Genomic DNA, 23597 nt, shown 5'->3' with positions numbered 1-23597 from the left:
GGTGTCGACGACCGCACAGAGTCGCCTCGATCGGATCGACGAGCACAGACGAGAGTGAGGAGGCCCGCCGCTCAGAACGCTCGCTTGATCTTCTCGAAGAACCCCTCTTTGACCTCGATCTCGTCGCCGCCGGCTTCGGCGAACGCCTCGAGCGCCTCCTGTTGCTCGTCGTTGAGCGACTGGGGCGTGACGATCTGGACCTGTACGAAGAGGTCGCCCTGACCGCGCCCGCGCAGGCGGGGCATGCCCTTCCCCTCGAGGCGGAAGACCTCGCCGCTTTGAGTACCACGCGGAATCTCGAACTCCGCCGCGCCGTCGAGCGTCGGCACCTCGACGTCGTCCCCGAACGTTGCCTGTGGGAACGAGATCGGAAGCCGGAAGCGCAGGTCGTCACCCTCGCGTTCGAACTCCTCGTGGTCGCGGATCGCGACGTCGATGAGGAGGTCGCCGTGGCGCCCGCCCTCGGGGCTTGGTGCACCCTCGCCTTCCATTCGGAGCGTCTGGCCGTCCTGGATGCCGGGTGGGATTTCGACGGTCAGCGTCGCCTCGTTGCGGACGTAGCCCTCGCCGTGACACTCGCTACAGGTCTCGGAGTACAGTTTCCCCTCTCCCTCACAGCGGGGACACGTCGTGGTCTGTTGGACACGACCGAGTGGCGTCTGCTGGACCTGGGTCACCTGGCCACGGCCCTGACACTCGGGACAGGTCCTCGCGTCGGCCTCCGGCGGGTGGCCCTCGCCGTCACACGCCTCGCAGATTTCCGGTCGTTCGATCGTGAACTGCTTTTCCGCGCCGTCGAACGCTTCCTCGAGGGTGATCTCGAGGCCGGTCCGGAGGTCCTGGCCCTTTCGCGGGCGTCGGCGTCCGCGACCGCCGCCGCCGAAGACTTGCTCGAAGATGTCGCCGAGACCGCCGCCCATGCCGCCACCACCCATCCCGCCGAACGGGTCGCCACCCATGCCGCCGGCGCCGCCCGCTCCGGCGTCGTAGCCGTGCTTTTCGGCCTGCTCGTAGCGGTCGTGGCCCATCCGATCGTAGGCTTGGCGTTTCTCCTCGTCGGTCAGGACCTGTTTCGCTTTCTGGATCTTCTTGAACTTCTCCTCGGCGTCCGGATCGTCGCTGACGTCCGGATGGTACTCCGTCGCCTTCTCCCGGTAGGCCTGTTTGATCTCCTCGGCGGAGGCGTCGGAGCTCACGCCGAGAACGTCGTAGAAATCCTCGCTCATTCGTTGTCACACGGTAATCGGTTGATCCACTTCAAACGACCGTTCCCGAGCGAACCCCGGTTCGACGGGGCGTGGCGCAATCTCCCAGCAACGGATCCGGTGAAAGAAACACCGTACGTTTGAGGGGATGTGGCCCCAATCGTCACGCATGACCGAAGATCGGTACACGCTCGTCGGCCTCTACGTCTCGAGGCCCGTCTGCGACCGCCTCGGGGACCACCTGTACGAACGGGCCGGCGTCGTCTCCCTCGAGGAGTACTTCGACCCCGCGGCGTCCGGCGTTCCGGTGGGCGATCCGGGCGCGGACGCGACCGACGCGCTCGTCTCCGAGGTCGTCGCCGAGTTCGCACCGCTTTACGACGCCGCCAACTTCGACGCGGCGAGGGCGGTCGATCCCGACGCGTTCGTCCTCACCCACCTGGCGGCCGAACCCGAAACCGTCGCGACCGCCCGCGAACTGTTCGAGGCGGCGGGCACGATCCAGGACGCCGACCTTCGGACGGTCCACACGGCGATCGTCGACGCCTGGCTGGACGACGCCGGGGCGCTCGAGGAATCGGCTGATAACGGCCCCCGTCACGTGGAATCGAACGCCAGTGGACGGGGCCCCGGTGGCGAAGAATCAGTCGCGAACGGGGACGGCTAGACGTACGCACCCTCGCTCTCGTAGATCGACGGGTCGTCCTCGAACTTTCGGGCGACCTCCTCGAGGGTGAGAAACTGTGCCCGTTCGTGGCTCTTGACGTATCGGATGAACTCCTCGAACAGGGGGATCATGTGGGGGAGGCCGTGGATGTCCGGATGTATCGTGAACGTATACACCCCCGCACCGCGTCTCTCGTAGAGGAAGTCGAACTGTCGTTTGTAGTACTGTTCGTACATCATCTCGGGATCTGTGTACCCTGCGTGGTAGATCGGCTGTTTGATAAAGAGCATCGGCGGGATGTCGTCTCTGTACCAGCTGATAGGAATCTCGACGACGTCGGTCTCATCGCCGTACTGGTAGGGCTCCATCCACGTCTCGGGATCCTTGTCGTAGTCGATCTTTTCCCAGCTATCGCCGTTGCGCATCCAGCCCGGCTCGAACTGGCGTTCCATGAGACTGCTGTCGTACAGAAACCCGTGTTTTTCGACCAGGTCGGCGGTGTTCTCGCTGAACTCCCACCAGCTAGCCCGGTGGCCGACCGGCTCCGACCCGGTCACGTCCTCGATCAGGTCGATCGACGCCTCGAGGATCGCGTCCTCCTGATCCCGTGAGAGGTCCGTCGGGTTCTCGTGGGTGTAACCGTGGACGCCGAGTTCGTGTCCGTCCGCCGCGATGGCCTCGACCTCCTCGGGGAACGTCTCGATCGTGTGACCGGGGACGTACCACGACGTGTCGACGTCCATCTCGTCGAACAGCGTGAGCATTCGCGGAATGCCCTCGCTTCCTGCGGAGAGCCCCCGCGAGAGGTCCGCTCGGGAGTCCTCTCCGCCGTACGATCCGAGCCAGCCGGCGACGCAGTCCGCGTCGACGCCGATCGCAACGTCAATATCACCCATGCGTGGTCCCGACATCGACGAGCACTAAAGAGCATTGTCGCGTTCGGAGAGACGTTCACTGGGAGCGACGAAACGGTCGCACGATCGGTCACTCGGACAGTCGCAGTGGCGCCGACCTGCCACAACAGTCGACCAGTCGAAGTTGCGCCGACCTGCCACAACAGTCGACCAGTCGAAGTTGTGCCGACCTGCCACAACAGGTAAGCGGTTCGCTCCGAACCGAGTGGTATGGAGCGGATCCCGCTTGGTATCTCGCGGCTCGACCGGCTGATCGGCGGGGGTGCGCCGACCGGGAGCGTCGTCTTGCTCGCGGGGGACTCCGGTGCGGGCGCCCGAGAGTTTTGTTACACCAGCGCGGTGATCAACGGGCTCGCAGCCGCCGACTCCGAGCTGTTCGACCTCCATTACGGCGACCTCGAGCCGGGGACGATGGCTCCGGAAGAAGTCCACTACGTCTCCTTTACCGACAGTCGGGAAGCGGTCGTCGACGAGATGTCGGTCGTGATCGACGACGAGATCGTCACCGAAGGGATGGCCGACGTCGAGTTCGTCGACCTGGCGCGGGAGTACTTTCAGCTGACGCCGGTTCCGACCGAGTGGTACACCGACCGGCCGGCAGACCTCACCGACCTCGGGGAGTACACCGGCGACAGCAACGTCTTCGAGGCGTTTGGCGACTATCTGACCGCTCACGCGTCGGGAAACCTCGTCGTCGTCGACTCGATTACCGACCTCGTCGTCTCCGTCGACGACCAGCTCGGCTGGGAAGAGCTAGTAGTTGCGGTGAAGGGACTGGCTCGAGCCTCTCACCGGTGGAACGGCGTACTCCTGTTGCTCGTCAACGCCGATACGCTCGCGCCGACACAGCTCGGCCGGCTGAAAGAGGCCACAGACGGGACGCTTCGTTTCGAGTGGGAGAGCGGGGGCTCAGAGCGCGCACGGACGCTCGTCGTCGAACAGTTCCGGAGCGTGCTCTCGCGACTCGAAGACGAGAACGTGGCTCGGTTCGAAACCGAAACTCACGACGCCGGCTTCGATATCAGCACCGTCAGAAAGATACGGTGATCGGCCGCGAGCGCGTGTGCCGTCGGGCCGTCGCTCGAATCGGCAACAATCCTTATCAGTCGATCCGCCGTAATCGGAACGTATGGCCGGCGAGAACCACGAACACGGCGCCGTCTCGTTTACCGTTCCGGGCGAGGTCGACGACTGGCTCACCGCCGAAGCTCGCCGACGAGACGAGACCCGCGCGGAGGTCTGTCGCCGGTTGATGGCGGCCGCACACGTCGTCGCCACCGACGCCGGCGACGAAACCGACGTCTCCCCGGTCTCTCAGACCGACCTCGAGGAGTTCGAGGGACAGCTCGATGCCCAGCGAGCGGAGTTTACGGAACTCCTCGAGGACGTCAGATCGCGCGTCGTCCAGGTCAAACGCGAGACCGACGACAAAGCGCCGGCGGATCACGAACACGACTCACACGTCACGGACGAGGAGATCGGCGATCTTCACGACGATCTCGACGAACTCGAGTACCGTCTCGAGACGGGATTCGACAACTTCGAGCAGGTTCTCGAACATCTACTCGGGCGAACCGACGATCTCGAAGAGCGCTCGACCGTTCTCGCACGAACTCTCGCGGCGGTGCGCGACCGATCCGACGGAAACCGCCATACGGATGGGCTCGAGCGCCTTCGGGTGCGGGCGAACCGTCTGGGGATCCGAACCGCGACCTGTGAAGACTGCGACTCGAGCGTCGATATCGCCCTGTTGAACGCCCGCGAGTGCCCTCACTGTGAGAGCCCGATCGCGGACGTCGCCGAGAACAGTTCGGTGTTCGGATCCGACAGGCTGGTCGTGGGCGATCCGGCATCGAAACGCTCGGCTCCCGACGACCAGCCGTCCGACGAATCGGCGGACTCGGTCACCGAATCCGGAGACTCGGAACAACCGGCGCCAAGCGACAAGGGGAACCCGACCCCGTCCGATCACTCATGACCGATCGCGACGACCCGCTTTCCGATCTCGCCGCGACCGTCTCGGAGCGCTCGAGTGAACACGATACCGACTCTGGGGCCAAGTTCGACGGTGACGTAGACGCAGATTCCAGCGCCGAGTTCGACGACCTATTCGCGCGCGAAGACGTCTCTGGGATCGACGGCGACCGACTCTGGCGACGGCTCGAGGAGGGCGTGAGCGGGGCGGCGTCCGATTCCGGCCGAGACGTTCGGGTCGTCGACAAACACGCCTACTGTCACCAGTGTGACCACTTCGATCAGCCGCCAGCGGTCGGCTGTGGACACGAGGAGGCCGACATCCTCGGAATGCCGTCGGTCGAGACGTTCCGGATCGTCGATTGTCCGATCGTCCGCGAAAACGAACGCCTCGAACGAGGCGGTGACGTCTCGAGTCGGTGAGACGACGGTAGCGAGACGACGCTCGGGAGACCAGGCTCGAACGAACGGGGTGCTGGCAACACGATGGAGCCGGCCGCGACGGGAGTGCTTTTGTTTCCGACGATAGTATCGAACGCGTATGCAGTTTTGTGACGACTGTGGCTCGATGATGAAAGCCCGCGGAGAGCGCATGGTGTGTACGAACGACGATTGCGACGCCTCGAGCGAGCGGGATCAGGCGCTCGAAAACGAGTTCGTGACGACGGAATCCCAGATTCACGACGACGTGATCGAAGCGGACGAGGAGGCCAACTTCGAGGGGAAGCCGAAAGCGACGGACGTTATCTGTGACGAGTGTGGAACCGAGGAGGCGTGGTATACGATCAAACAGACGGCATCGGCCGACGAACCGCCGACGCGATTTTTCAAGTGTACCGAGTGTGGCTACCGCTGGCGCGAGTACAACTGATCGAGCTCCTGACCGTCGTCCGAAGACCGCACACGTTCTCCTGTAGATCAGACGGTCTACTGTAAACCCCTACTGCCGAAATCACGGCTCGTCTGTGGTGTTTCCGGCAAATCGTACAGTCGTCCTATTAGTCGTAACAGACCGTCTCAGTCGTCGTCTTCTTCCTCTTCTTCCTCGATGGCCGCGACGTAGGCCTCGATATCGTCGTTCGCGAGCGGGAATCGGTCCATCTCCCCGTCCTCGCCGGGAAGCGTCCGCGTCTCGAGAACGCCCTCGTCGGCCTCGTCGACACCATCCCACTCGGCGTAGTAGTTGCCCAGTTGGCGCTCGGGGTCGTACATGGTGAGTTCTTCGGCGGGGAAGGAGTTCAGATCGCCGGTGTCGGTCGTGATTCGAACGTCGCCGCCCTCGAAGACGTTCAGGAAGATCTCGGTTGCCGGTGCGCCGTCGATGATGTACGTCGAGGACGACTCGAACCGGTTGAGTTCGAACCGGTCGATGAAGGCGCCGTCCTCGTTCGATCGAACCGAGCCGTTGATCTCAGACTCGGTGACGGTCGCCGAGTACTCGCTTCTGATGTCGATCGCCAGGTTCGAGTCAGGCTTCGAGTTGACGACGCAGTTCTCGACGTCGCCGCTTCCGGTGACGTTGACGCCCTGGCTCACCTCACACCCGCGCAAAAGCATGTTGTTCAGGCCCACCGTCCCCTCGACCGTACTGCTGACGACCCAGCCGGAGTTGCTCCGGAGATCGTTGTAGAATCGACAGTTCTGGGCCCTGATAGAGGGTCCGCGGACGTCGTCGTAGAACCGGCAGTCGGTGGCCGACAGTTCGTGGACGAGTTCGTCGTTGAAGACGCTCTCGTGAGCGGTCGTCGGACCGCCGAGCGATCCGTTGACGGTGCAGTAGTTCGCATCGATCTGTGACTCCTCGTATGCCTCTTTCGCCTCGTCTTCGTACTCGTCATCGACGTCCTCGTCGTACTCGTCGTACTCGAGCAAACGCGAGTACTCGATCTCGTCGGGAATCTCGAGAGTCGCGTTCCAGAATCCCGGCGGGCCGTCGCCCAACAGGAAGTGAAGCGTTCCGCGGACGGTGAACGATTCGGCCTCCGGCATGAGGATCTCGATCACCGTATCCTCGTCGGACACCCCGACGTAGGTGTAGGTCTTGGTCAGGAACTCGCCCTCGACGTCCGCGTACTCGACCTCCGGCTGGAACGTGTACTTCCCCGACTCGATGCCGATGACGTCGCCGGAGTCGAGCGAGTCGTAGGCGTCCTGTAACGTCTCGTAGTCCGCCTCGGCACTCGAGCCGACGACGAAGTCGGGTTCGGGCGGCTCGAGATCGTCGGCCTCCGCCATCTCCTCTTCTTCTTCCGCGTCGTCGTCGTCGCCGTTTCCGCCACCGTTACCGCCGCCGTTACCGCCGCCGTCACCCTGATCGAGTCGATCGCTGAGACACCCAGCTAATCCCGCGACGGCACCACTCGATCCGACCAGGAACGCCCGCCGCCGTAGCCCGTCCGTCTCCAGTAACTCACCCATATCTTCTCGAAGTAACGAATCAGTAATAAATGTTGTTCGTCCGGCCTACTGTTCGTCGGCCGGATTGCTGTCTCGACACGTCGGTTCGGTTGCGGGCGGTCCGCGATCAGTTCGTCACCCGAATTCGTTACCTGTGGACCGCGTGTCGGCTCGAACGAGAACCGATAGGCTCCGTACGGATTGCTGTACCGATGTACCGCGCAACCGCCGTACGGGCCGCGGTTGTGCCGGAAATGACGTACAGTAAACCGTCTCAGAGACGACAGCCGATCGGCGACGGCGAACGATCGGACGCAACGTTCAACAGCGCGTCGGCCCAATCGACTCGAGACGATGGCGAACGACCCGCAGTTGCCCGGGATCGAGCGCTCCGAGAGCGTTGACCGGATCGTCTGTCACGTCGACGCCGACTGTTTTTACGCCTCCTGTGAGCGACTGCGCGAACCCGACCTCCGCGGGGAACCCGTCGTCGTCGGCATGGGGTACGAACCCGGCGACTCGATCGGCGCCGTCGCGACCGCGAGCTACGAAGCCCGGGCGTTCGGCGTCGAGAGCGCACAGGCGATCTCGACCGCCCTCGAGCGCCTCCCCCGGCGCGCGACCCTCGAGCGCGACGACGACCGGGATCTCGAGCGGTCAGAGACCGGCTACTATCGTCCGGTAGATATGGACTATTACGAGTCGGTCGCCGCTGACGTTCGCGAGATTCTCCACGACTGTGCGGACGTCGTCCGCGAGGTGAGCATCGACGAGGCGTACCTCGACGTCACCGATCGGACGGCGTGGGAGGTCGCCGACGGCTTCGCCCGCCACGTCAAAGACCGGATCCGTCGGGAGGTCGGCGTCACCGTAAGCGTCGGCGTCGCGCCGACGATGAGCGCGGCCAAGATCGCGAGCGATTTCGACAAACCCGACGGGCTCACCGTCGTCCGACCCGGCGAGATTCGGGAGTTCCTCGCCCCTCTCGAGGTCGACCTACTCCACGGCGTCGGCCCCGTGACGGCGCGAGAACTCCGCGAGATGGGCCTCGAGACGGCGGGTGACGTCGCGGCGACGGATCCCGGTCCGCTGGCCGACCGCTTCGGCGAGCGCGGCCGCGAACTGTACGACCGCGCCCGCGGCGAAGACGACCGCCGGGTCGAACCCAAGGACGAGCCAAAGAGTTTCTCGCGGGAATCCGCGTTCGCAGACCCCGTCAGGGAGCCGGATCCCAAGTACGAACAGATCGAGACGCTCGCCTCGGCCGTCGCCGACCGCGCACGCCGCGAGGGAGCGCTCTACCGGACCGTCGGCGTCAAGGCGGTCCTCCCGCCGTACGACGTCAACACGCGCGAGCGTTCGCTCCCCGGACCGGTCGACGACCCCGACCTGGTCGATCGAATCGCGCGGCAACTGTTCGCGGAGTTCGAGTCCGACCCCGTCAGAAAACTCGGCGTCAGGGTTTCGAACCTCGAGTTTGCCGCGACTGATCAGGCAAGCCTCGAGGGCTGGGAGGTGACGTCGACGGAGCAGACGACGAGCGAACCGGAGTCCGAGGAGTCCGGATCTGACGACGGAGGGCCGACGCGACCGACGACCGACGGGCAGTCGTCGCTGACCGACTTCTCGTGAGTTCGGACGTTCGCGGTCGGTGATCGACCGACCCACCACGGCTCGAGAGAAAACGATTGTCGATCCGTCACGTCGCTCGCCGACGGCGTCCGACAGAACATCGAAATTATAACCCCTCGCTTATAATTCAGGAGTAGACTGAGGTTCCCGATCCGTCATGACAGCAGACTTCTACGATCTTCTCGAGATTCCTCCCGACGCTTCCGCCGAGGAGATCAAGGATGCCTACCGCGAGAAGGTCAGAATCTATCACCCGGACGTCAACGACGACGACCGGGCTCGCTCGCAGTTTACCGCGGTCAAGAAGGCCAACGACATCCTCGGCGATCCGGTCGAGCGGCGAGCCTACGACCGATTGGGACACGAGACGTACGTCGCGAAGCGAACGAGCGGGATTCCCTCGCCCGACGTCTGGGCGGATACCGACTCCTCGTCGACCGACACGGAAGAGGACGAAGAGGAAGGTGATGGCTCCGATGAGCGGCGAGCGCAGACCGACGACGGCCCCGGCGATGGCGGGCGGACGACCGGAACCACCTCGAGTGACTCGGCCGGGACCGGCGCCTCCTCGAGTGCCGATTCGGAGTCGGCCTCCGACTCCACTGGGACGTCGCGGTCGCGATCCGGTCCGTCAGCGGGTCAGTCGGGCGTCGGATCCGGAGGCGACAGCGCGTCGGCGGAGGCGGCCGACACCGAGGGAGCGAAAACGACCGACAGCGGTGGACGAAAAACGGCGAGCACCGGAGCACGGAAAACGACCGACGCCGAGGGAGCGAAAGCGGCCGACACTGGTGGAGCGGGGACAGCCGATACCGCTGAGACGGGGACGGCCGAATCTGGCGGGTCGGAGGCGTCCGGACGCGGCGTCAGTTCGACCGACGGGGGAACGACGCGGAGTCACCGCACCGGTGGTTCCAGGACCGGTCGACGAGCGTCTCGTTCCAGTCGCGACGCTGGCGGCGCGAGCGCCGATTCGACGTCGACGACCGCGAACCCCGTCGTCCGTTGGTGGCGCCGGCAGAACTTCGCCCTCCCGTTGATCTGGCTCTCGGTGCTCGTTTACGCGGCCGGGCTCGGACAGTTCGCGCTGGCCAACGAGTCCGCCGTGGGAAGTCTCCGCCACGAACTCGCCGCCGCCGGCGCGAGCGCCGGCGGCCTCTGGACCGTCCTCTCGAGCGGGCGATACGGACTCGAGACGCCGCTTTCGTTCGTCGTGACGGTCGAACCCGTCGCACCTGCGCTCGCGTCTTCCCAGTGGTATCTCGCACTCGCCGGCGTCGTCGTCGCCGCCGTCGCGGCGGTCGTTCTGACGCGACCGATCCGCCGCGAGCGCCTCTGGGCACCGATCTCGATGGACGAGACGATACTCGTCTCCGTCGCACTCGCCGTTTCGACGGGGCTGATCGGCGGTCCGTTACTGGCGGGGACGATCCTCATGCCGTTCCTGTTCGGCGTCGTCGTCTATCACACGAGGCGCGGGCCGGGCTGGACGCCGTCGTACCTGTACATTCTCCCGGTTCTCGCCCCCGCGGGCGGGTTTGCCACGTCCGCGGCCGGTTACGAGACGCTCCCGATCGAACTGGTCGCGTTCGTCGTGCTCCCACTCGTCGGCGCGCTCGGATTGCCGCTTCGGGCGACCGTCAGAAAGCACTTCGACCGCTGACGCGGGGTCGACCGCTATCCGACCAGCGTCGCGACGCCTTTCGTCTGGCGATAATCGCTTTCGAGGATCGCCTCGAGGCGTTCGACGAGCGTCTCCCGATCGTCGTCTCCCCACGCCGAGGGCTCTCTGATGGGGACGACCATGAAGCCGCGCCCGCGGATTTCACGCGCGTGGAGCTCCGCCATGTCGAGTTCGAGACGCCCTCGCTGAGTCGTGTACTCGCGGAGGACGTGGTCCGTGGCGTGTGCGCCGATCGGGAGGAGAATGTGGGCGTTGATCGCGCGGAGTTCGGCGTCGAAAAACCGCTCCAGTTCGTCGTACTCCGCCGGGGTCGGCTCGTGGCCGTCCGGGAGACAGCACATGTGGACGTAGTTGCAGTACAGGTTTTCGAGGACGGGTTCCCGTTCGGGACCGTCGACGAATCCGGTCTCACGAAAGACGTCCTGGATCGCGAGTCCGGACTCCGTTTCGGTAAAGGGGACGCCGGTTCGTTTGCCGCCGTGAACGCCGGGATGATCGCCAATGACGTGAAAGTCGGCGTTGGCGTCACCGTACCCGAACACGGCCGTTTGCTCGTCTGGGCCGGTTCGATCGAACGGTGGACGAAAGCCGAACGGGTTGCTCGTCCTATCGGTGACGTTCTTCACGACTGTGCGAACAGGCCGATCGGTGATAACGGTCGCGGTTGTCGCCAGGCAAGCCGGGGGCCGGGCCATCGCTCTCGTGGTTGTTGCCAGGCAAGTCGGGGGGTGGGCCATCGCTCTCGTGGTTGTTGTCAAGCAAGCCGGGGGCGGGCCCCCACCCCGTCGCTACTACGGCTCCGGGGCGTCGTCCGACTCCGCGGTCGTCTCGGCCGCCGTGACTGACTCGTCTTCGAGAGAGTCGCCGTCGACGGCGTCAGGGCAGACGGCGAGCGTCGAACCGATCAGCGTCGCGAGCCCGCGTCGGAGACGCTGGGAGACGGCCGAATCGGAGACCTCGAGTTGTTCGCCCAGTTCGACGAGCGTCGTCTGTCGCGGCACGTCGAAGTACCCCGCCTCGTAGGCGGCGATGACGAGGTCGCGCTGGGCGCTCGTCAGTCCGAAACGGAGTTCGCTCTCCGGACTGACCGCTTCGTGGAGTTGGACGAGATCGAGCGAGATGTCCTGATCGACGCAATCCGTGTAGAACCGGGAGAGATCTTCGTAGGCCGGGAACCGAAGCCGAAACGTCCAGCGTTCGTGTGTCCCAACGGCGTTCGTGACGATCGCGTCGCTGTGTTGGATCGACTCGAGTAAGCCGTTGACCTGATTCGCCCACTCGACTTTGAGGAGGACGTTTCCGCCCATCTCGTCGACGACCGACATCGACGCGACGTTCGACTCGGACTCGAGGCCTTTGACGATCGATCCGCCGTCGGTTGCGGGTACCCAGAGATACGGGATCACGCCTTCGCTCGTTGGGACCGTCGTTTCGACCGAAAGCGTCGCGTCGAGTTTCGGATCGAGCGACGAGCCAAGGGGAAACTCCGTCGCCGGGATGGTGACTGTCGCGATGATGCTCATTGGTCGCTCCTCGGGCCGCCTCGGTGATGGTGGCGGGCATCCGTTTCGGCCGCAGTTCTCCTCGCCTGCGTTCGCGGTGGACCTCGGGTACAGCGGTACATAGCCGATTCGTCCGATAATACATTCCCCGATATTTACAAGAAGTAGACGGTTAGATATCGAAGCCGTTTACATGGGGTCGCGGATTCGACCGCGGTCACGGCGCGGCGGTGATCGGCTACGGATCGGTTCGGAGAAGCGTCACCGAGACGCGCCTGACCGCATCGAAATCCTTCAACCGGTAGACGAGCGAGCGGATCTGGTCGGCCGAGCCGTGACAGAACACGGTCTCGAGACACCACTCGCCGTGGTGGACGTGACAGGTCGTGTCGATCTCGGCTTGAAACTCGTGTTGGATCTCGTGGAGGTCCTCGATGATCTCGTCGTGGACGTAATCGAAGACGACCGTCGCCGCGACCTCTCCGCGTGCGCGCTCGAGTCGATGGTGGGACTCGACGTACTCCTGAATCGCCTCCCGGAGCGCACGCGAGCGGGAGTCAAGCCCTTCGGCCTGCCAGGTTCGATCGAACTCCGCGAGCATCTCCTCGGGCACGTTGAGGCTCGTTCGCATACGGCCCCGTTCGGGCGACGGAGAGAAAGCTTCGGCGATCGAACCGAGTCGAAGGCGTTCGGTCGTTATCGGGTGAGTGAATTCGACTGGCGACTCGAGGCCGATCTGGTAGCCCAGATGCCGACGAGAAAGGCAACCATGAGAACCGCGGCCGAAACGAGGTACAGATCGTCGAGTACGGGGTTGAGCGTCATCACGGCACGCCTCCCGAGGAAGACGACGACGAGTGCGAGCCCCCCCGCGCCGACCAGGAGCCCGAGGAGCCGTCGATCCGAGAGCCGCCGTCGGCCGACCATGACCGCGACGATGGCGGCGGCGAGCAACGCGAGCGTCACGCCGTACTGAGCCATCTGGACGGACGGAGAGTACTCGGTGATGTCCGTGAGGACGAGCGGGCTCAACGCGACGTGAAGCGGCAACGCGACGGCCCCGAGAGCGAGCGCGCCCGTGATGTGATTCGTCGTCAGCGACGACTCCCAGACGAGGACAGTCGCGACGACGAACAGCGCGAAGATGAGCACCGCCGTCCAGAAGTGCAACGAGAGGATCGTCATCTCGTACTGGAGGACCGTCTCGCGCCCGAGGACGACCTGAATCGGCGTCAAGACCATTCCGAGGACCACGAGCGCGGCGACGCGCGTGTCGATGCTCGGATTTCGCCAGGCCGCCAGCGCGGAGCCGATGATCGCAAAGCCGGCGAACATCGCGACGAATCGGTGGAACCACTCGTAGAAACTCGGGAGGTTCGCCGGAAACAGGTTGAACGGTCCGGCGTCACACTGGGGCCAGTTGGCCTCACAGGCCAACCCCGAGCCGGTCGCCTTCGCCGCAACTCCAAGCAGGATCGTCGCGGCGACCAGCGCGAGCGTCGTCGCGAGCAGGTGTGGGAAGCCGACTCGAGCGATTAGCTGACGGAACCGCGAACCGCCGGATGGACGTTCTGACGACACGATCGTTCGATCCGAGGTTAGGACCTGCCGTATTTAGGTGTCCCGAGTCGTTCTCAGTTCGCTGGAATCGTCTCGTTGAACTCTCTCTCGTCGGTTTCCCCCCCACTCACAGTGTCCGACAGTATCAAGGGTCGGCCTCCCCCAGCACCCGACATGGACAAACGCGAACGCCTCGAGGCGTTCCTCGAGGGCCACGATCTCGACTCGATCTGGTTCGCACGGCCGAACTCCTTCGCCTGGCTCACCGGCGGGAACAACGTCGTCGACCGCGAGGGCGACGCGGGCGTCGCCGCCGTCAGCTACGACGGCGAGACCGTGACGATCCTGACCGACAACATCGAGGCCGATCGGATCGCCGACGAGGAACTCCCCGACCTCGAGTCGGTCGACGTCACGCTCGAGCGGTTCCCGTGGTACACCTCGTCGCTCGCCGAGGCGATCGGTGCCCGCGTCGGATCCGACGAACGTGCGGCCGCGGACGTCGACGTCCCCGGCCTCGAGGAGGTCGATCCGGCGTCGATCCGCCAGCCGCTGACCGAACGCGACCGCGACCGGTACCGCGAACTCGGCCGTGACACCGCAGTCGCCGTCGAATCGGTCTGTCGACAGCTCCGTGCCGACGACACCGAACACGAGGTCGCCTCGGCTCTGCTCGTCTCGCTTTCGGCGCGGGAGGTCGAGGCGCCGGTCGTTCTCGTCGGCGGCGCCGAGCGCGCACAGCGGTATCGCCACTACACGCCGACGACGGCCGAACTCGGCGACTACGCGCTCGTCTCGGTGACGGCACAGCGCGACGGCCTCCACGCGAGTTGCACCCGGACCGTCGCGTTCGATCCACCTGCATGGCTCGAGGAGCGCCACGAGGCCGCCGCTCGCGTCGAGACGACGGCGCTCGCGGCCACCCGTGACGTCGCAGACACCGGTGGGAACGCGGGCGACGTGTTCGGGGCGATTCAGGACGCCTACGCCGGCGTCGGCTACGACGGCGAGTGGGAACTCCACCACCAGGGTGGCGCGGCGGGCTTCGCCGGTCGGGAGTGGATCGCGACCCCCGAGGGCGACGACCCCGTCCTCGAGCCGATGGCGTACGCCTGGAATCCGACGGTTCAGGGCGCGAAAAGCGAGGACACCGTCCTCGTCGACGACGGCGAACTCGAGGTGTTGACTCGATCCGGCGACTGGCCGACGGCGAGCGTCGAGGCCGTCGATCGGGGACTCACGCTCGAGCGGCCGAAACCGCTGGTGCTCGAAGACGGGGATTGATCGGGTCCGAAGACGGGGATTGATCGGGTCCGAAGACGGGGATTGATCGGGTCGGCTGTCTCCGGCGAAGAATCGGTCGGTATCGAAGAGACGTCCGGACGGCAACTGAAGCAATCGACCGGGAACAAACGGTTCGAGGCTGGTCACTCCTCGAAACTGGAGACGTTCAGACGGGGTCGTCGTCGGCGTTCGTCTCGTCTTCGTCGTCCACCGTTTCGTCGGTATCGGCGCCGGACGAGTCGTCCTCGAGGGGCGAGACGTCGTCGACGGTGATCGTCACCGGCTCGACGCCCTCGTCGAACGCCGGTTCGGGTTCGCTCCGGCGCTCGAGGACGCGATCGAGCGTGAAGATCGTGTTGAGTTCCTGTTGGACCTGATCGGCGACGCCGCCGACGAGTTCACTCGGCTGGATCGCGGTGTACTCGTAGGGGTTGTTTCCGGCGCCCTCGCTGGCGCGTTTCTCACGCGTGACGCGGTCTTCTTCGTGGAGTTCCGCGAGCGCTTCCCGGACCGTGCTCGGATAGAGACCGGTTCCTTTCGCGACCTCCTCGGAGGTGCTTCCGGGGTTCGCCAGCAGGTAGATGTAGATCTTGGCTCGCGTCTCCGTATCGAGGATCCACGAGAGCAAGTCGACGATCCGCTGGTCGACCTCGTCGGCCGTGGTTCGCTCCTCGTTCTCGAAGACGTCGTCTACGTCGTGTGCCCGGTACTCCCCGTCGTCTCCACGCCCCCGGTGGTCGTCGGTATCGTCCGGATCCATGACCTCTCGTGAGGAACAAAGTTTCGCGCGGGGTTAAAGCTTTGTAGCGGCCACCAGTGGCTCAGCCCATTTCCACCGAGCCGCCAGCCTGGATGTCCGCGCCATCGTCCTCGATCTCTCCCTCCGCCGAAATCGTGATGTCCGCACCGCTGCCGTCTGTCGAGATTTCTCCGTCGGTGATGTCGATCTCACCGTCCGCCGAAATCGTGATGTCTGCGCCGTTGCCACCAGTCGTGATTACCCCCGCTATCGCCTCGACATTGCCTTCTGCCGTAATCGTGATGTCGGCGCCGTTGCCGTCAGTCGAGATTTCCCCATCAGTGACGTCGACGTCTCCGTCCGCCGAAATCGTGATGTCTGCACCGTTGTCGTCGGTCGCGATTTCCGCGCTCGAGAGGTCGATATCGTCGTCGGACTCGAGGGTCACCGAACTCGAGGACTCGATACTCGCGCCTGGTGCGGGAAGCGAACCCGCCGCTTCCACGTCGATGGTCGCACCGCCGCTATCCGTCGAGATCGTTGCATCGGTGAGATCGACGTCGTCGTCGGATTCGAGGGTCACCGGGCTCGAAGATTCGATCTCCGAACCCGTTGCGGTGAGCGAACCCGCCGCTTCCACGTCGATGGTTGCGCCGCCGCTATCCGTGGAAATCCCTGTATCGACGACGTCGATATCGCCGTCGGACTCGAGGGTTACCGGGCTGTCTGCCTGGAACGTCGCTCCCGACGCGGTAAGCGATTCGTCGGCCTCCACGGCGATGCCGTGCCACCCGGACCCGGTGTCGAGTGTCACGCCCGGTTCGACGGTAACGCTGTTCGCCGAGATATCGAATCCATCGACCGACGACGTTGCATCCCGGAAGACGACGAGGTCGACGGATCCATTATCGAACGATTCTAGCTCTTCGGCGGTGAAGCTCTTCTCGCCGTCCTCGTACTGCCCGGTCTCGCTTTCGTCGTCGTAAGCAACGGCACCGCTGGGTGGTTGTGCACCGTCATCGTCGTCGCCATCGTCCCCGTCGTCACCATCGTCGTCATCCCCGTTGTCGTCGCCTCCATCATCGCCATCCCCGTTGTCGTCGCCTCCATCGTCACCATCGTCGTCATCCCCGTCGTCGTCGCCTCCATCACCTCCGTCATCACCGCCGATCACTTCGAACGACGCAGTTCCACGCGCTTGCTCGCTCACGCCGCGCGTATCGTGTGCACCGACGGACACCGTGTACTCCTCGCCGACCTCGAGTCCGCTGGTGTCGACCCGGATCAAAATCTCGGCAGACGACATCTCGTTTCCGCCGTCCGGCGGGTCGATCAACTCGACGTTGTTGCTTAGCGATCCGTCAGACGGCGGGTCGGTCAGTTCGACCGTCTCACCCTGGGATTCCCCCTCGAGTATCCAGTCGGCTTCGAGAAGGGCAACGCCGCCGCGGCGTTCGTCCGGATCACCCGGCACGCCGCGATTGTCGAGTTCGACCGTGACGTTCGCATCGTCGTCTTTGTCGACCTCGTCGTCGTTGTCCTCCATCTCGGCGTCGACTCGAGGTCCGGGCAGAACCTCACTTCCCTCGCCCGACGACTGCGCGGCCTCGACGGCGCCGAACTCGCTTCCCGCGTCGCCGTCGCCGACGGCCACCCTCGAGACCCGAAGGTCGTACTCGTCGTCCGCGAGTTCGATCGTGAGCGTGCCGGCCCCGTCGTCGTAGGAGTCGACGTCGACGGCCGGATCGTCCGCGAACGTCTCGTTCCACGCCGTCGGCGTCTCGGTCGGGAGCGTGATCGCGATCGGCTCCGTCGACGCGCGCTCGATCGGAACCGGATCCGTCGGCCCGTCGGCGACGGGATCGACGGTCACAGACCCCGCCGCGGTCGCCGAGAGGTTCCCCTCGAGTAAGACGATCGTAATCGAGTCGTCGTCGACGAGTCGCTGGTCGGTCCCCCGCAGAACGACCGCCGCATCCCCGAAGTCGTTGAACGCGAGCGAGTGTTCGATCCGTGTCGTCGGCGCGTTCCGGTACTCGTTGTACCCCGGTTCGTACGAGAGCGTGCTGGTTTCGTGGCTTCCGAGGACGAGCGCCTCGAGTTCGCTCTCGTCGTGCTCGCCGACGCGGTCGCTCACCGCCGCGTTCTCGATCTCCAGCGATTCCGGCTCGTTCGTCTCGAGCGTTCCCCGTGGGGCGGGCGGGTTCGCCGTCAGCGTCCGCGTCGGATACTGGGTGCCGAGACTCACCGCGGTGGGCTGGGAGCCTCCGCCCGCGCCGACCGTGCGAACGGCGTTTCGGAGATCCTGCATCTCGTCGTGGACGTCCTGATTGTGCTCGATCTCGACGACTTCGTTCTCCGCGGGGACCGCGTTGACCTGGTAGAGCGCCAGCGCCGAAAAGAGGATCGCGAGCAGCAACACTGCCCCGATCTGGACCGTGACGGCCCGGTCGCCCCCGCGACGCATCATGATATCGAATAATCGTACCGACGTATACCTCTGCTGGCCCCCGGCGTCAGGACGACCGATTCCGCCCTTCTCTCTCGCCGCCGAGTCGCGCCGCCAGCAGTGCCAGCGACGCGGCGAGGGCGACCCCCACGGCGATCGGGCCGAAGCCGGGCGATTCGTCGTCGCTCGAGGAGTCGTCCCCACCGGAATCAGCCTCGTCGCTCGAGTCGTCCCAGCCGACTCCGTCGTCGTCGAACGCCCCCGAGGCGTCGGTCTCGTCGTCGGTCTCGTTCGCCTCGTCGAGTTCGTCACTCGCGTTCGACGCAGACTCGCCGGCGCCGTCGACGGCCACCGTCGCGAATGCGACCTCGTCTTGCGTGCTGACCGTGACGAGGAGTTCCTCGGTCTCGTTCGTCACCTCGACGATTTCTTCGATCGTCTCGTTCTGGCCGGGACCGAGTTCGATCTCGTCGTTCGACTCGACGACCGATCCGGCCGTCGTCCGCACCTCGAGGGTGCCGTCTTCGTCGCCCGCGTTTCGGATCGTCGCGTTCAGGTCGAACGTCTCCCCCGCGGAGACCGACGCTGGTACGTCGATCGTCGGCTCGAAGTACGCCGGACGGTCGCCCGCCAGGTCCGCGAAGACGGCATTCCCCTCGGCGACGATCTCACCCCAGAGGCGGAACTCGACGTACGCTCGTTCCCCCTCGGTCCGATTACCGACGGCCGGACTCACCTCGAACGAGCCGTACTCGTCGAAACCCGGATTGGTCGCGAACGAGCCCCGTTCCTCGACCGTAATCGACTGGCGGTCGAGGTAACTCGAGTCCCCGTCGGATGCGACCTCCTCGGGTGGCCCACTCCGGACGTTGAGCGTCGCCTCGGTTCCCGGCGCGACGTTGGTCGTTCCCGTCACGTTCCCGTCCGAATCCATCGGGAGGGCGATGAGACCATCGTTCGTCCGGTCGAACGTTATCGACGCCCGCTCGAACGTAAGGGTCGTCGCGGCGCTCTCCGTCCGCTCCGAGGAGAAGTACGGGTAGGCGGGGGCGTCCGCGTCGCCATCCGCACCACCGAGTGACCCGCTCTCGCCGTCGAACTGGTACCGGTTCTCGCTCCCCTCGTACTCGAGGGAGACGGTGAACTCGTCCCCATCGTCGACATCTTGGACGAACCCGTCTTCGGTGTCGACGACGACGTAGAGTTCGCCGTCGTCGTCGTCCGATTCGGGCGGCGATGCGAGGACGTACGTCTCGGTGTTCGCGGCGTCCTCGAGCGCAACGGCGTTGGGTTCCTGATTGGGAACGTCGGGGCCGTCGAAGGTGAACTCGACGCCCTCGCCGAGCCAGTCGGTCTCGTCGCTCGCGAGTTCGGCGAGCACGCTCGCCGAGAATCCCGATTCCACCCCGTCCGTGATGTCGTTGCCGTTCTCGGCGTAGTCGATCGTCGCCAGCGCACCGGTGATCCCGGTCGCCTCGAACCGGGCGACCGCACGGTCCCCGATCGCGACCGTAGCGCGTTCCGCCAGCACGTCCGACAGCTCCTCGATGTCGCCCTCCGCGTTTGCCTCCGCTTGCGGTGCGGTCCACGTGTCGACGTCCCCGATCGACGGCTGAATCAGTCCCAGCTCCGCCGAGCCGATGGCGTCGTCCGCGCTCGATTCGCCGTCCTCGACGACGAAGTTCTGCCCTCTATCGACCACCAGATCGTAATTTCCGGGCTGGATCGGCCGGTCGATCTGTTCGGTGGGCTCCTGGCCGGCGTCGATCGTCCCGAGGCGTTCGAGATACTCCGAAAACGACAGCTGGGATGCCTCTTCGAGGTTCGATCCGTCGTAGAAACTCGCATCCGAGACGCGGGTCTCCTCGCCGGCGACCGTCTCGTGGTGAATGTAGCTCTCCACGACGTCGTCCTCGGAGTAGTAGACCGCATCCGCGTCCGTCGGTCCGAGCCCGTCGACCGCGCCGTGGTCGACGCCGGCGAGGCGCGTGTTCATCGTAAACGTCACCTCGTCGTCGTCGGAGTCGTCCGTGACGTACAACACGTCGACGAAGCCAACGTTCTCGTCGCCGAGTTGGAGCCACGCCTCCTCGGCCGCCTCGAGTTCGACGGTGATCTCGAGGAGGTCGCCGGCCGGCCGAACGTACATGTTCTCGTCGAACGACGCCGCGGTCTCGCCGATTTCGAGGGTCGAACTGTCCTCGACGCCCGTATCCGTGACCACGACGTCGAACTCGTATTCGCCCTCGTCGGGGAGTCCCTCTTGCTCGTCCAGACTCATGAGGTTCGCGACGATCTCGTCGTCGTCCCTGAACGCCTCGGAGTCGGCCACGTTCAGCGTGATGTAGTCGTCGCCGCGAAGGTCCGCCACGTCGTCGCCGTCGTCCCGGTCGTAGCCGAGTTCCTCGAGCGGGAGGTGGGCCGGATCGGTCACCTCCTCGACGTCACTGCCCTCGTGGACGAACGTCGCACGAAGTTCCTCGTACTCGAAGTCGTCGGCGCTGATCGTCACGTTGTAGCCGCCCGCACGAGTGCTGTCGACTTCGAGGGCGACGGCGTTGGTTCCGCTCGTCACCGTTTCGCTCGCCCACTCGACGTCGAACTCCTGTTCGTCGATCGTCAGTACGATCTCGTCGCCGTCCAGTCCCGAGTCGGGCGTGATCGCGAACTGCGGCCCGTCCTCGTCGATCTCGCTCGTCTCGAGTAAGATCGTGCCGTCGTCGTCGACCGTCGGACGCTCCGCGACCGTCTCGATATCACCGCCGTCGAGTTCGTAGACGTACAGCTCATCCCCCTCGGAGACGTCGAACCGATCGGCGACGTCGATCCTGACGTCCTGGCCCTCGTAGACGAAGTCCTCGCCCTCCTCGAGGACGACCGGTTCGGTCGCCCCGACCGAGGCGGTGACGGCGAGGACGCCGCCGGCGACGACACACGAGAGAACGACGATCAAAAGGATCGAACGACAGTATTCCGGGGGAGAGACGCGTATCATGAGCTGGTCCGGTGAAGTATCTACCCCGTCTGCACGTCGAACGGAAAACGTTCTGGTTTGTGCCGGCGGTCACTCGCGCGTCTGGAGGCTCACTCGTCCTCTTCGACGACTTCGGGGTCGCTCATCGCGCTCTGGAGACTGTCGAGACCGTTGATCCACTCGGTGACGAGCCCGTACTCGAGCCCTTCAGCCACCTCCATGTCGAGTTCCTCCCCGTCGACGATCAGCGTCCCGGCCTGTGCCGCGTAGCCGAGTGCCGCGTCGAGTTCCTCTTCCGCTTCGGCGTCCGCCGCGGCGCCGAGGTAGTCGGCCACGCTTCCGTCCTCAGCGGGCCCGCCCGCGACGTACTCTTCGGCCGCAAAGAAGACGCAGACGAGACTCGTCTGTACGCCGTCGACCAGAATGAGCTTCTCTTCGTCCTCGATGTCGACCTCCCCCAAGACGATTTCGCGGACGTCGTCGATCTCCGACAGCGCCTGTTCGGCCTCGAGTTCGCCGTCGTCGTAAGCCGCGACGATCTTCGCGATGGCGATCGCGGTATCGTCCTGCAAGTTCAACAGCAGCCGAGCCGACGATTCGTCTTCCGGATCGATCTCTTCGTCTTTGATGCGATCGATCCAGTTTTGCCAACGTTCCTCCGAGTAGAACTCGGTCGGCGGATTGCTCATACGAACACCTACACCGGCCGCTTGAAATGCCTTTCTCTACCTGTACGACGATCCGACTGAACCCGAACTCCCGCGTTTAGGCCCGTTCCAGCGTCTCCACGGTGTCGATCCCGTACACCATCTTCGGCGTTTCGATGTGGGCAATTCGAACTGCCTCGTCCAGACCGTTCTCGAGCATCCAGGCGACGCGACGCGGGACGGTCTTCGGGCCGAGGACGGCGCCCGGCCGATCCGGATCGTCGACGTAGTCGGTCTCCATCAGGAACGGCTCGCCGCGCTCGGCCGCGACCTCGAGGCGATCTTTCTCGCTCATTACGCTCGGTACTGGCCCCTCGAGGCGGCCGCCCGCGTAGTGTTTGACTACTTTGTGGGCGGGGAGGCCGGCCGCTTTGGCCCACTCGGCGACTTCGGTCATCTCCTCGCCGGCCTCGGCGTGAAGCTGGACCGCACAGTCGAGTTCCGCGCCGCGTTCGAACGCGTGGCGCATGACCGCGTTCGAGGCCTCCCAGACGGCCTCGCTTACCTCGTAGTGGGGTCGACCCGACTTCAGCGCAAGCGCCTCCCCGCGTGCGACGTACTCCGCGGCGACGTCGATCCCGCCGTGCATGATCTCGCGGGCCTCGTCCGGATCGTAGCCGCGGTCGTCGACCAGTCGCGAGATCAGCCCGGGATGGACGCCGAGCACCGGCCAAGCCCGCCCCTCGAGTTCCTCGGTGGCGTCCTCGACGATCTCGATCGTCCGCTCGAACACCGGCCGAAACTCCTCGCCGGCCTCGGCCTCGACCTCGAGGTGCCAGGAGGGCTTGTTGACCACGAGCAGGTGCGTACCGCCCAGCCGGGCGAAGTCCCTGACCGCGTCGATCCCGCGGTGGTTGTCCGGATCGAGGTGGAGGTGGTTGTCGAGCACCGGCGTCTCGTCGTCGATCATACCGTCCCGTAACGGCGGCGGTCAGGAAAGGTCGTCGAATGCTTCGAGTGGGTATCGGGACGCGGAACGCGTTCGTCACCCCACCCGGCGTCACCGGCCCTCGAGGAACCCTCGAACCACCTCGAGCGTACGATCGTACTCGTCACGAAGCACGCAGTGGCCGGCGCCGTCGACGTGGACGAGGTCACCGTCGGGCAGTTGTGAGGCGATCTCGCGGTCGGCTTGCCGAACCGGCGGCGCGGCGTCGGCCTTGAGGACGAGCGTCGGTACGGCCATTTCGGGGAACACCGCGTCCGGGTCGGGCTGGCCGGCTTCGAGGACGTTCTCGACGCTCGGATCGACCGCGAGGTAGGCGTCCGCGAGCCGTCTCGCGAGCCCTTCCCGCCCCGCCGCGACCAGTTCCCGGAGTTCGGGATCGGACTCGAGCAGTTCCTCGGACGAGGATGCCGACTGATCGACGATTCGATTCCGGAGCGGATCGACCACATCGGCCGTTTCTCCGGAGTCGGCGTCGTGGACCAGCATAAGCGCTGGGTCCTCGAGGATCGCCGCCCGCGGCAGATCCGGTCGCCTCGCTGCCGCGGCGGCGACCGTGGTCCCGCCCATCGAGTGGCCGTAGAGGATCGGTTCCTCGAGCGAGAGTCCGTCGACGAGCCCGACGAGATCGTCCACCTGGTCGGCGACGGCGTAGCCCTTCTTCGGGGCTCCCGAGCGGCCGTGGCCGCGTGCGTCGTAGGCGATCACGTCGTACTGCCCCGCGAGTCCCTCGAGGAGGGGGAGCGTCGCGCGGGCGCTACTCGTGATGCCGTGGGCGACCACCAGCGGCGGGCCGTCGCCGCCGCTTCGGTAGTAGCGCAGTCGGATCCCGTTCGACTCGAGATCGTTCGCAATCCAGCCTTCGAGTCCATCCGCGTCGGTCATACGGATTTGAACGTCTCCCGAAACGAAAAGCGTGCGGGAGTCGGACCCTCTCCTGATAGGGGAAACTCCTGTGACTGC

The 23597-nt window shown here is 65.2% G+C and carries 20 protein-coding genes and 1 pseudogene; 8 read left to right on the top strand and 13 right to left on the bottom strand.

Going from position 1 to position 23597, the window contains the following annotated elements; genetic code table 11:
- Nucleotides 1–71: 71 nt before the first annotated feature.
- Nucleotides 72–1226 (bottom strand): molecular chaperone DnaJ, encoded by a 1155-nt coding sequence (dnaJ, locus tag AB7C87_RS04015; RefSeq protein WP_369728104.1) that lies wholly within the window; start codon nucleotides 1224–1226, stop codon nucleotides 72–74.
- 148 nt (nucleotides 1227–1374) lie between these two features.
- On the opposite strand from dnaJ, the pseudogene AB7C87_RS04010 reads away from it, so the two are divergent.
- Nucleotides 1375–1779 (top strand): annotated as a pseudogene (locus AB7C87_RS04010) (hypothetical protein); the annotation flags it as partial.
- A gap of 89 nt (nucleotides 1780–1868) precedes the next feature.
- On the opposite strand, the gene AB7C87_RS04005 reads toward AB7C87_RS04010, so the two are convergent.
- The gene (locus tag AB7C87_RS04005) at nucleotides 1869–2768 is read right to left on the bottom strand and encodes a polysaccharide deacetylase family protein (RefSeq protein ID WP_369728103.1); all 900 of its coding nucleotides are present in this window, start codon (nucleotides 2766–2768) and stop codon (nucleotides 1869–1871) included.
- Nucleotides 2769–2996: 228 nt separating this feature from the next.
- On the opposite strand from AB7C87_RS04005, the gene AB7C87_RS04000 reads away from it, so the two are divergent.
- From AB7C87_RS04000 to AB7C87_RS03985, 4 genes are all read left to right on the top strand, one after another.
- Nucleotides 2997–3833 carry an RAD55 family ATPase gene (locus AB7C87_RS04000; protein WP_369728102.1) on the top strand — a complete coding sequence of 279 codons (837 nt, stop codon included), beginning with the start codon at nucleotides 2997–2999 and terminating at the stop codon, nucleotides 3831–3833.
- 82 nt (nucleotides 3834–3915) lie between these two features.
- On the top strand, nucleotides 3916–4764 hold the full coding sequence (locus AB7C87_RS03995) for a hypothetical protein (RefSeq protein WP_369728101.1): 849 nt from the start codon (nucleotides 3916–3918) through the stop codon (nucleotides 4762–4764).
- A complete protein-coding gene (locus AB7C87_RS03990; RefSeq protein WP_369728100.1) occupies nucleotides 4761–5183 on the top strand; it encodes a DUF8135 domain-containing protein in 423 nt (140 codons plus the stop codon). The genes AB7C87_RS03995 and AB7C87_RS03990 overlap by 4 nt, the downstream gene beginning before the upstream one ends.
- Nucleotides 5184–5301: 118 nt before the next feature.
- Nucleotides 5302–5631 (top strand): transcription factor S, encoded by a 330-nt coding sequence (locus AB7C87_RS03985; protein ID WP_369728099.1) that lies wholly within the window; start codon nucleotides 5302–5304, stop codon nucleotides 5629–5631.
- Nucleotides 5632–5777: 146 nt separating this feature from the next.
- Here AB7C87_RS03985 and AB7C87_RS03980 read toward each other — a convergent pair whose 3' ends face one another.
- Nucleotides 5778–7178, bottom strand: coding sequence for a hypothetical protein (locus AB7C87_RS03980; protein WP_369728098.1), 1401 nt, complete (start codon nucleotides 7176–7178; stop codon nucleotides 5778–5780).
- A gap of 333 nt (nucleotides 7179–7511) precedes the next feature.
- On the opposite strand from AB7C87_RS03980, the gene dinB reads away from it, so the two are divergent.
- Nucleotides 7512–8789 (top strand): DNA polymerase IV, encoded by a 1278-nt coding sequence (gene dinB / locus AB7C87_RS03975; protein ID WP_369728097.1) that lies wholly within the window; start codon nucleotides 7512–7514, stop codon nucleotides 8787–8789.
- Nucleotides 8790–8946: 157 nt separating this feature from the next.
- On the top strand, nucleotides 8947–10452 hold the full coding sequence (locus tag AB7C87_RS03970) for a DnaJ domain-containing protein (protein WP_369728096.1): 1506 nt from the start codon (nucleotides 8947–8949) through the stop codon (nucleotides 10450–10452).
- Nucleotides 10453–10466: 14 nt separating this feature from the next.
- Here the strand turns inward: AB7C87_RS03970 and AB7C87_RS03965 are convergent, their stop codons facing one another.
- From AB7C87_RS03965 to AB7C87_RS03950, 4 genes are all read right to left on the bottom strand, one after another.
- The gene (locus AB7C87_RS03965; protein ID WP_369728095.1) at nucleotides 10467–11099 is read right to left on the bottom strand and encodes a uracil-DNA glycosylase family protein; all 633 of its coding nucleotides are present in this window, start codon (nucleotides 11097–11099) and stop codon (nucleotides 10467–10469) included.
- 165 nt (nucleotides 11100–11264) lie between these two features.
- Nucleotides 11265–11996 (bottom strand): helix-turn-helix domain-containing protein, encoded by a 732-nt coding sequence (locus AB7C87_RS03960; protein WP_369728094.1) that lies wholly within the window; start codon nucleotides 11994–11996, stop codon nucleotides 11265–11267.
- A gap of 217 nt (nucleotides 11997–12213) precedes the next feature.
- Nucleotides 12214–12606: a CopG family ribbon-helix-helix protein gene (locus tag AB7C87_RS03955; RefSeq protein WP_369728093.1), complete on the bottom strand. Its 393-nt coding sequence runs from the start codon at nucleotides 12604–12606 to the stop codon at nucleotides 12214–12216.
- A 65-nt stretch (nucleotides 12607–12671) separates the two neighbouring features.
- The gene (locus AB7C87_RS03950; RefSeq protein WP_369728092.1) at nucleotides 12672–13556 is read right to left on the bottom strand and encodes a COX15/CtaA family protein; all 885 of its coding nucleotides are present in this window, start codon (nucleotides 13554–13556) and stop codon (nucleotides 12672–12674) included.
- Between the two features lie 153 nt (nucleotides 13557–13709).
- Here AB7C87_RS03950 and AB7C87_RS03945 point away from each other — a divergent pair, with 153 nt between their 5' ends.
- Nucleotides 13710–14819 carry a M24 family metallopeptidase gene (locus AB7C87_RS03945; RefSeq protein WP_369728091.1) on the top strand — a complete coding sequence of 370 codons (1110 nt, stop codon included), beginning with the start codon at nucleotides 13710–13712 and terminating at the stop codon, nucleotides 14817–14819.
- Nucleotides 14820–14985: 166 nt separating this feature from the next.
- Here the strand turns inward: AB7C87_RS03945 and AB7C87_RS03940 are convergent, their stop codons facing one another.
- The 6 genes from AB7C87_RS03940 to AB7C87_RS03915 form a co-directional block, all read right to left on the bottom strand.
- Nucleotides 14986–15579 carry a helix-turn-helix domain-containing protein gene (locus tag AB7C87_RS03940; protein WP_369728090.1) on the bottom strand — a complete coding sequence of 198 codons (594 nt, stop codon included), beginning with the start codon at nucleotides 15577–15579 and terminating at the stop codon, nucleotides 14986–14988.
- A 61-nt stretch (nucleotides 15580–15640) separates the two neighbouring features.
- On the bottom strand, nucleotides 15641–18025 hold the full coding sequence (locus AB7C87_RS03935; RefSeq protein WP_369728089.1) for a hypothetical protein: 2385 nt from the start codon (nucleotides 18023–18025) through the stop codon (nucleotides 15641–15643).
- Nucleotides 18026–18074: 49 nt separating this feature from the next.
- The gene (locus AB7C87_RS03930) at nucleotides 18075–21002 is read right to left on the bottom strand and encodes a DUF7827 domain-containing protein (RefSeq protein ID WP_369728088.1); all 2928 of its coding nucleotides are present in this window, start codon (nucleotides 21000–21002) and stop codon (nucleotides 18075–18077) included.
- Nucleotides 21003–21091: 89 nt separating this feature from the next.
- A complete protein-coding gene (locus AB7C87_RS03925; protein WP_369728087.1) occupies nucleotides 21092–21670 on the bottom strand; it encodes a DUF2150 family protein in 579 nt (192 codons plus the stop codon).
- A gap of 76 nt (nucleotides 21671–21746) precedes the next feature.
- Complete coding sequence (locus tag AB7C87_RS03920; RefSeq protein ID WP_369728086.1) at nucleotides 21747–22598, bottom strand: TatD family hydrolase; 852 nt, start codon at nucleotides 22596–22598, stop codon at nucleotides 21747–21749.
- Between the two features lie 90 nt (nucleotides 22599–22688).
- Nucleotides 22689–23519: an alpha/beta fold hydrolase gene (locus AB7C87_RS03915; protein WP_369728085.1), complete on the bottom strand. Its 831-nt coding sequence runs from the start codon at nucleotides 23517–23519 to the stop codon at nucleotides 22689–22691.
- Nucleotides 23520–23597 lie beyond the last annotated feature (78 nt).

It is taken from the genome of Natrarchaeobius versutus (assembly GCF_041205745.1).
Lineage (GTDB): Archaea > Halobacteriota > Halobacteria > Halobacteriales > Natrialbaceae > Natrarchaeobius > Natrarchaeobius versutus.
Note: the sequence above shows the minus strand (reverse complement) of the source record. Positions and strands in the feature narration are given on the sequence as shown.

Excerpts from the sequence above, each read along its gene's own strand:
- dnaJ (WP_369728104.1), bottom strand. The coding sequence starts at position 1,226 with ATGAGCGAGGATTTCTACGACGTTCTCGGCGTGAGCTCCGACGCCTCC.
- AB7C87_RS04005 (WP_369728103.1), bottom strand. The coding sequence starts at position 2,768 with ATGGGTGATATTGACGTTGCGATCGGCGTCGACGCGGACTGCGTCGCC.
- AB7C87_RS04000 (WP_369728102.1), top strand. The coding sequence starts at position 2,997 with ATGGAGCGGATCCCGCTTGGTATCTCGCGGCTCGACCGGCTGATCGGC.
- AB7C87_RS03995 (WP_369728101.1), top strand. The coding sequence starts at position 3,916 with ATGGCCGGCGAGAACCACGAACACGGCGCCGTCTCGTTTACCGTTCCG.
- AB7C87_RS03990 (WP_369728100.1), top strand. The coding sequence starts at position 4,761 with ATGACCGATCGCGACGACCCGCTTTCCGATCTCGCCGCGACCGTCTCG.
- AB7C87_RS03985 (WP_369728099.1), top strand. The coding sequence starts at position 5,302 with ATGCAGTTTTGTGACGACTGTGGCTCGATGATGAAAGCCCGCGGAGAG.
- AB7C87_RS03980 (WP_369728098.1), bottom strand. The coding sequence starts at position 7,178 with ATGGGTGAGTTACTGGAGACGGACGGGCTACGGCGGCGGGCGTTCCTG.
- dinB (WP_369728097.1), top strand. The coding sequence starts at position 7,512 with ATGGCGAACGACCCGCAGTTGCCCGGGATCGAGCGCTCCGAGAGCGTT.
- AB7C87_RS03970 (WP_369728096.1), top strand. The coding sequence starts at position 8,947 with ATGACAGCAGACTTCTACGATCTTCTCGAGATTCCTCCCGACGCTTCC.
- AB7C87_RS03960 (WP_369728094.1), bottom strand. The coding sequence starts at position 11,996 with ATGAGCATCATCGCGACAGTCACCATCCCGGCGACGGAGTTTCCCCTT.
- AB7C87_RS03955 (WP_369728093.1), bottom strand. The coding sequence starts at position 12,606 with ATGCGAACGAGCCTCAACGTGCCCGAGGAGATGCTCGCGGAGTTCGAT.
- AB7C87_RS03945 (WP_369728091.1), top strand. The coding sequence starts at position 13,710 with ATGGACAAACGCGAACGCCTCGAGGCGTTCCTCGAGGGCCACGATCTC.
- AB7C87_RS03940 (WP_369728090.1), bottom strand. The coding sequence starts at position 15,579 with ATGGATCCGGACGATACCGACGACCACCGGGGGCGTGGAGACGACGGG.
- AB7C87_RS03935 (WP_369728089.1), bottom strand. The coding sequence starts at position 18,025 with ATGCGTCGCGGGGGCGACCGGGCCGTCACGGTCCAGATCGGGGCAGTG.
- AB7C87_RS03930 (WP_369728088.1), bottom strand. The coding sequence starts at position 21,002 with ATGATACGCGTCTCTCCCCCGGAATACTGTCGTTCGATCCTTTTGATC.
- AB7C87_RS03925 (WP_369728087.1), bottom strand. The coding sequence starts at position 21,670 with ATGAGCAATCCGCCGACCGAGTTCTACTCGGAGGAACGTTGGCAAAAC.
- AB7C87_RS03920 (WP_369728086.1), bottom strand. The coding sequence starts at position 22,598 with ATGATCGACGACGAGACGCCGGTGCTCGACAACCACCTCCACCTCGAT.
- AB7C87_RS03915 (WP_369728085.1), bottom strand. The coding sequence starts at position 23,519 with ATGACCGACGCGGATGGACTCGAAGGCTGGATTGCGAACGATCTCGAG.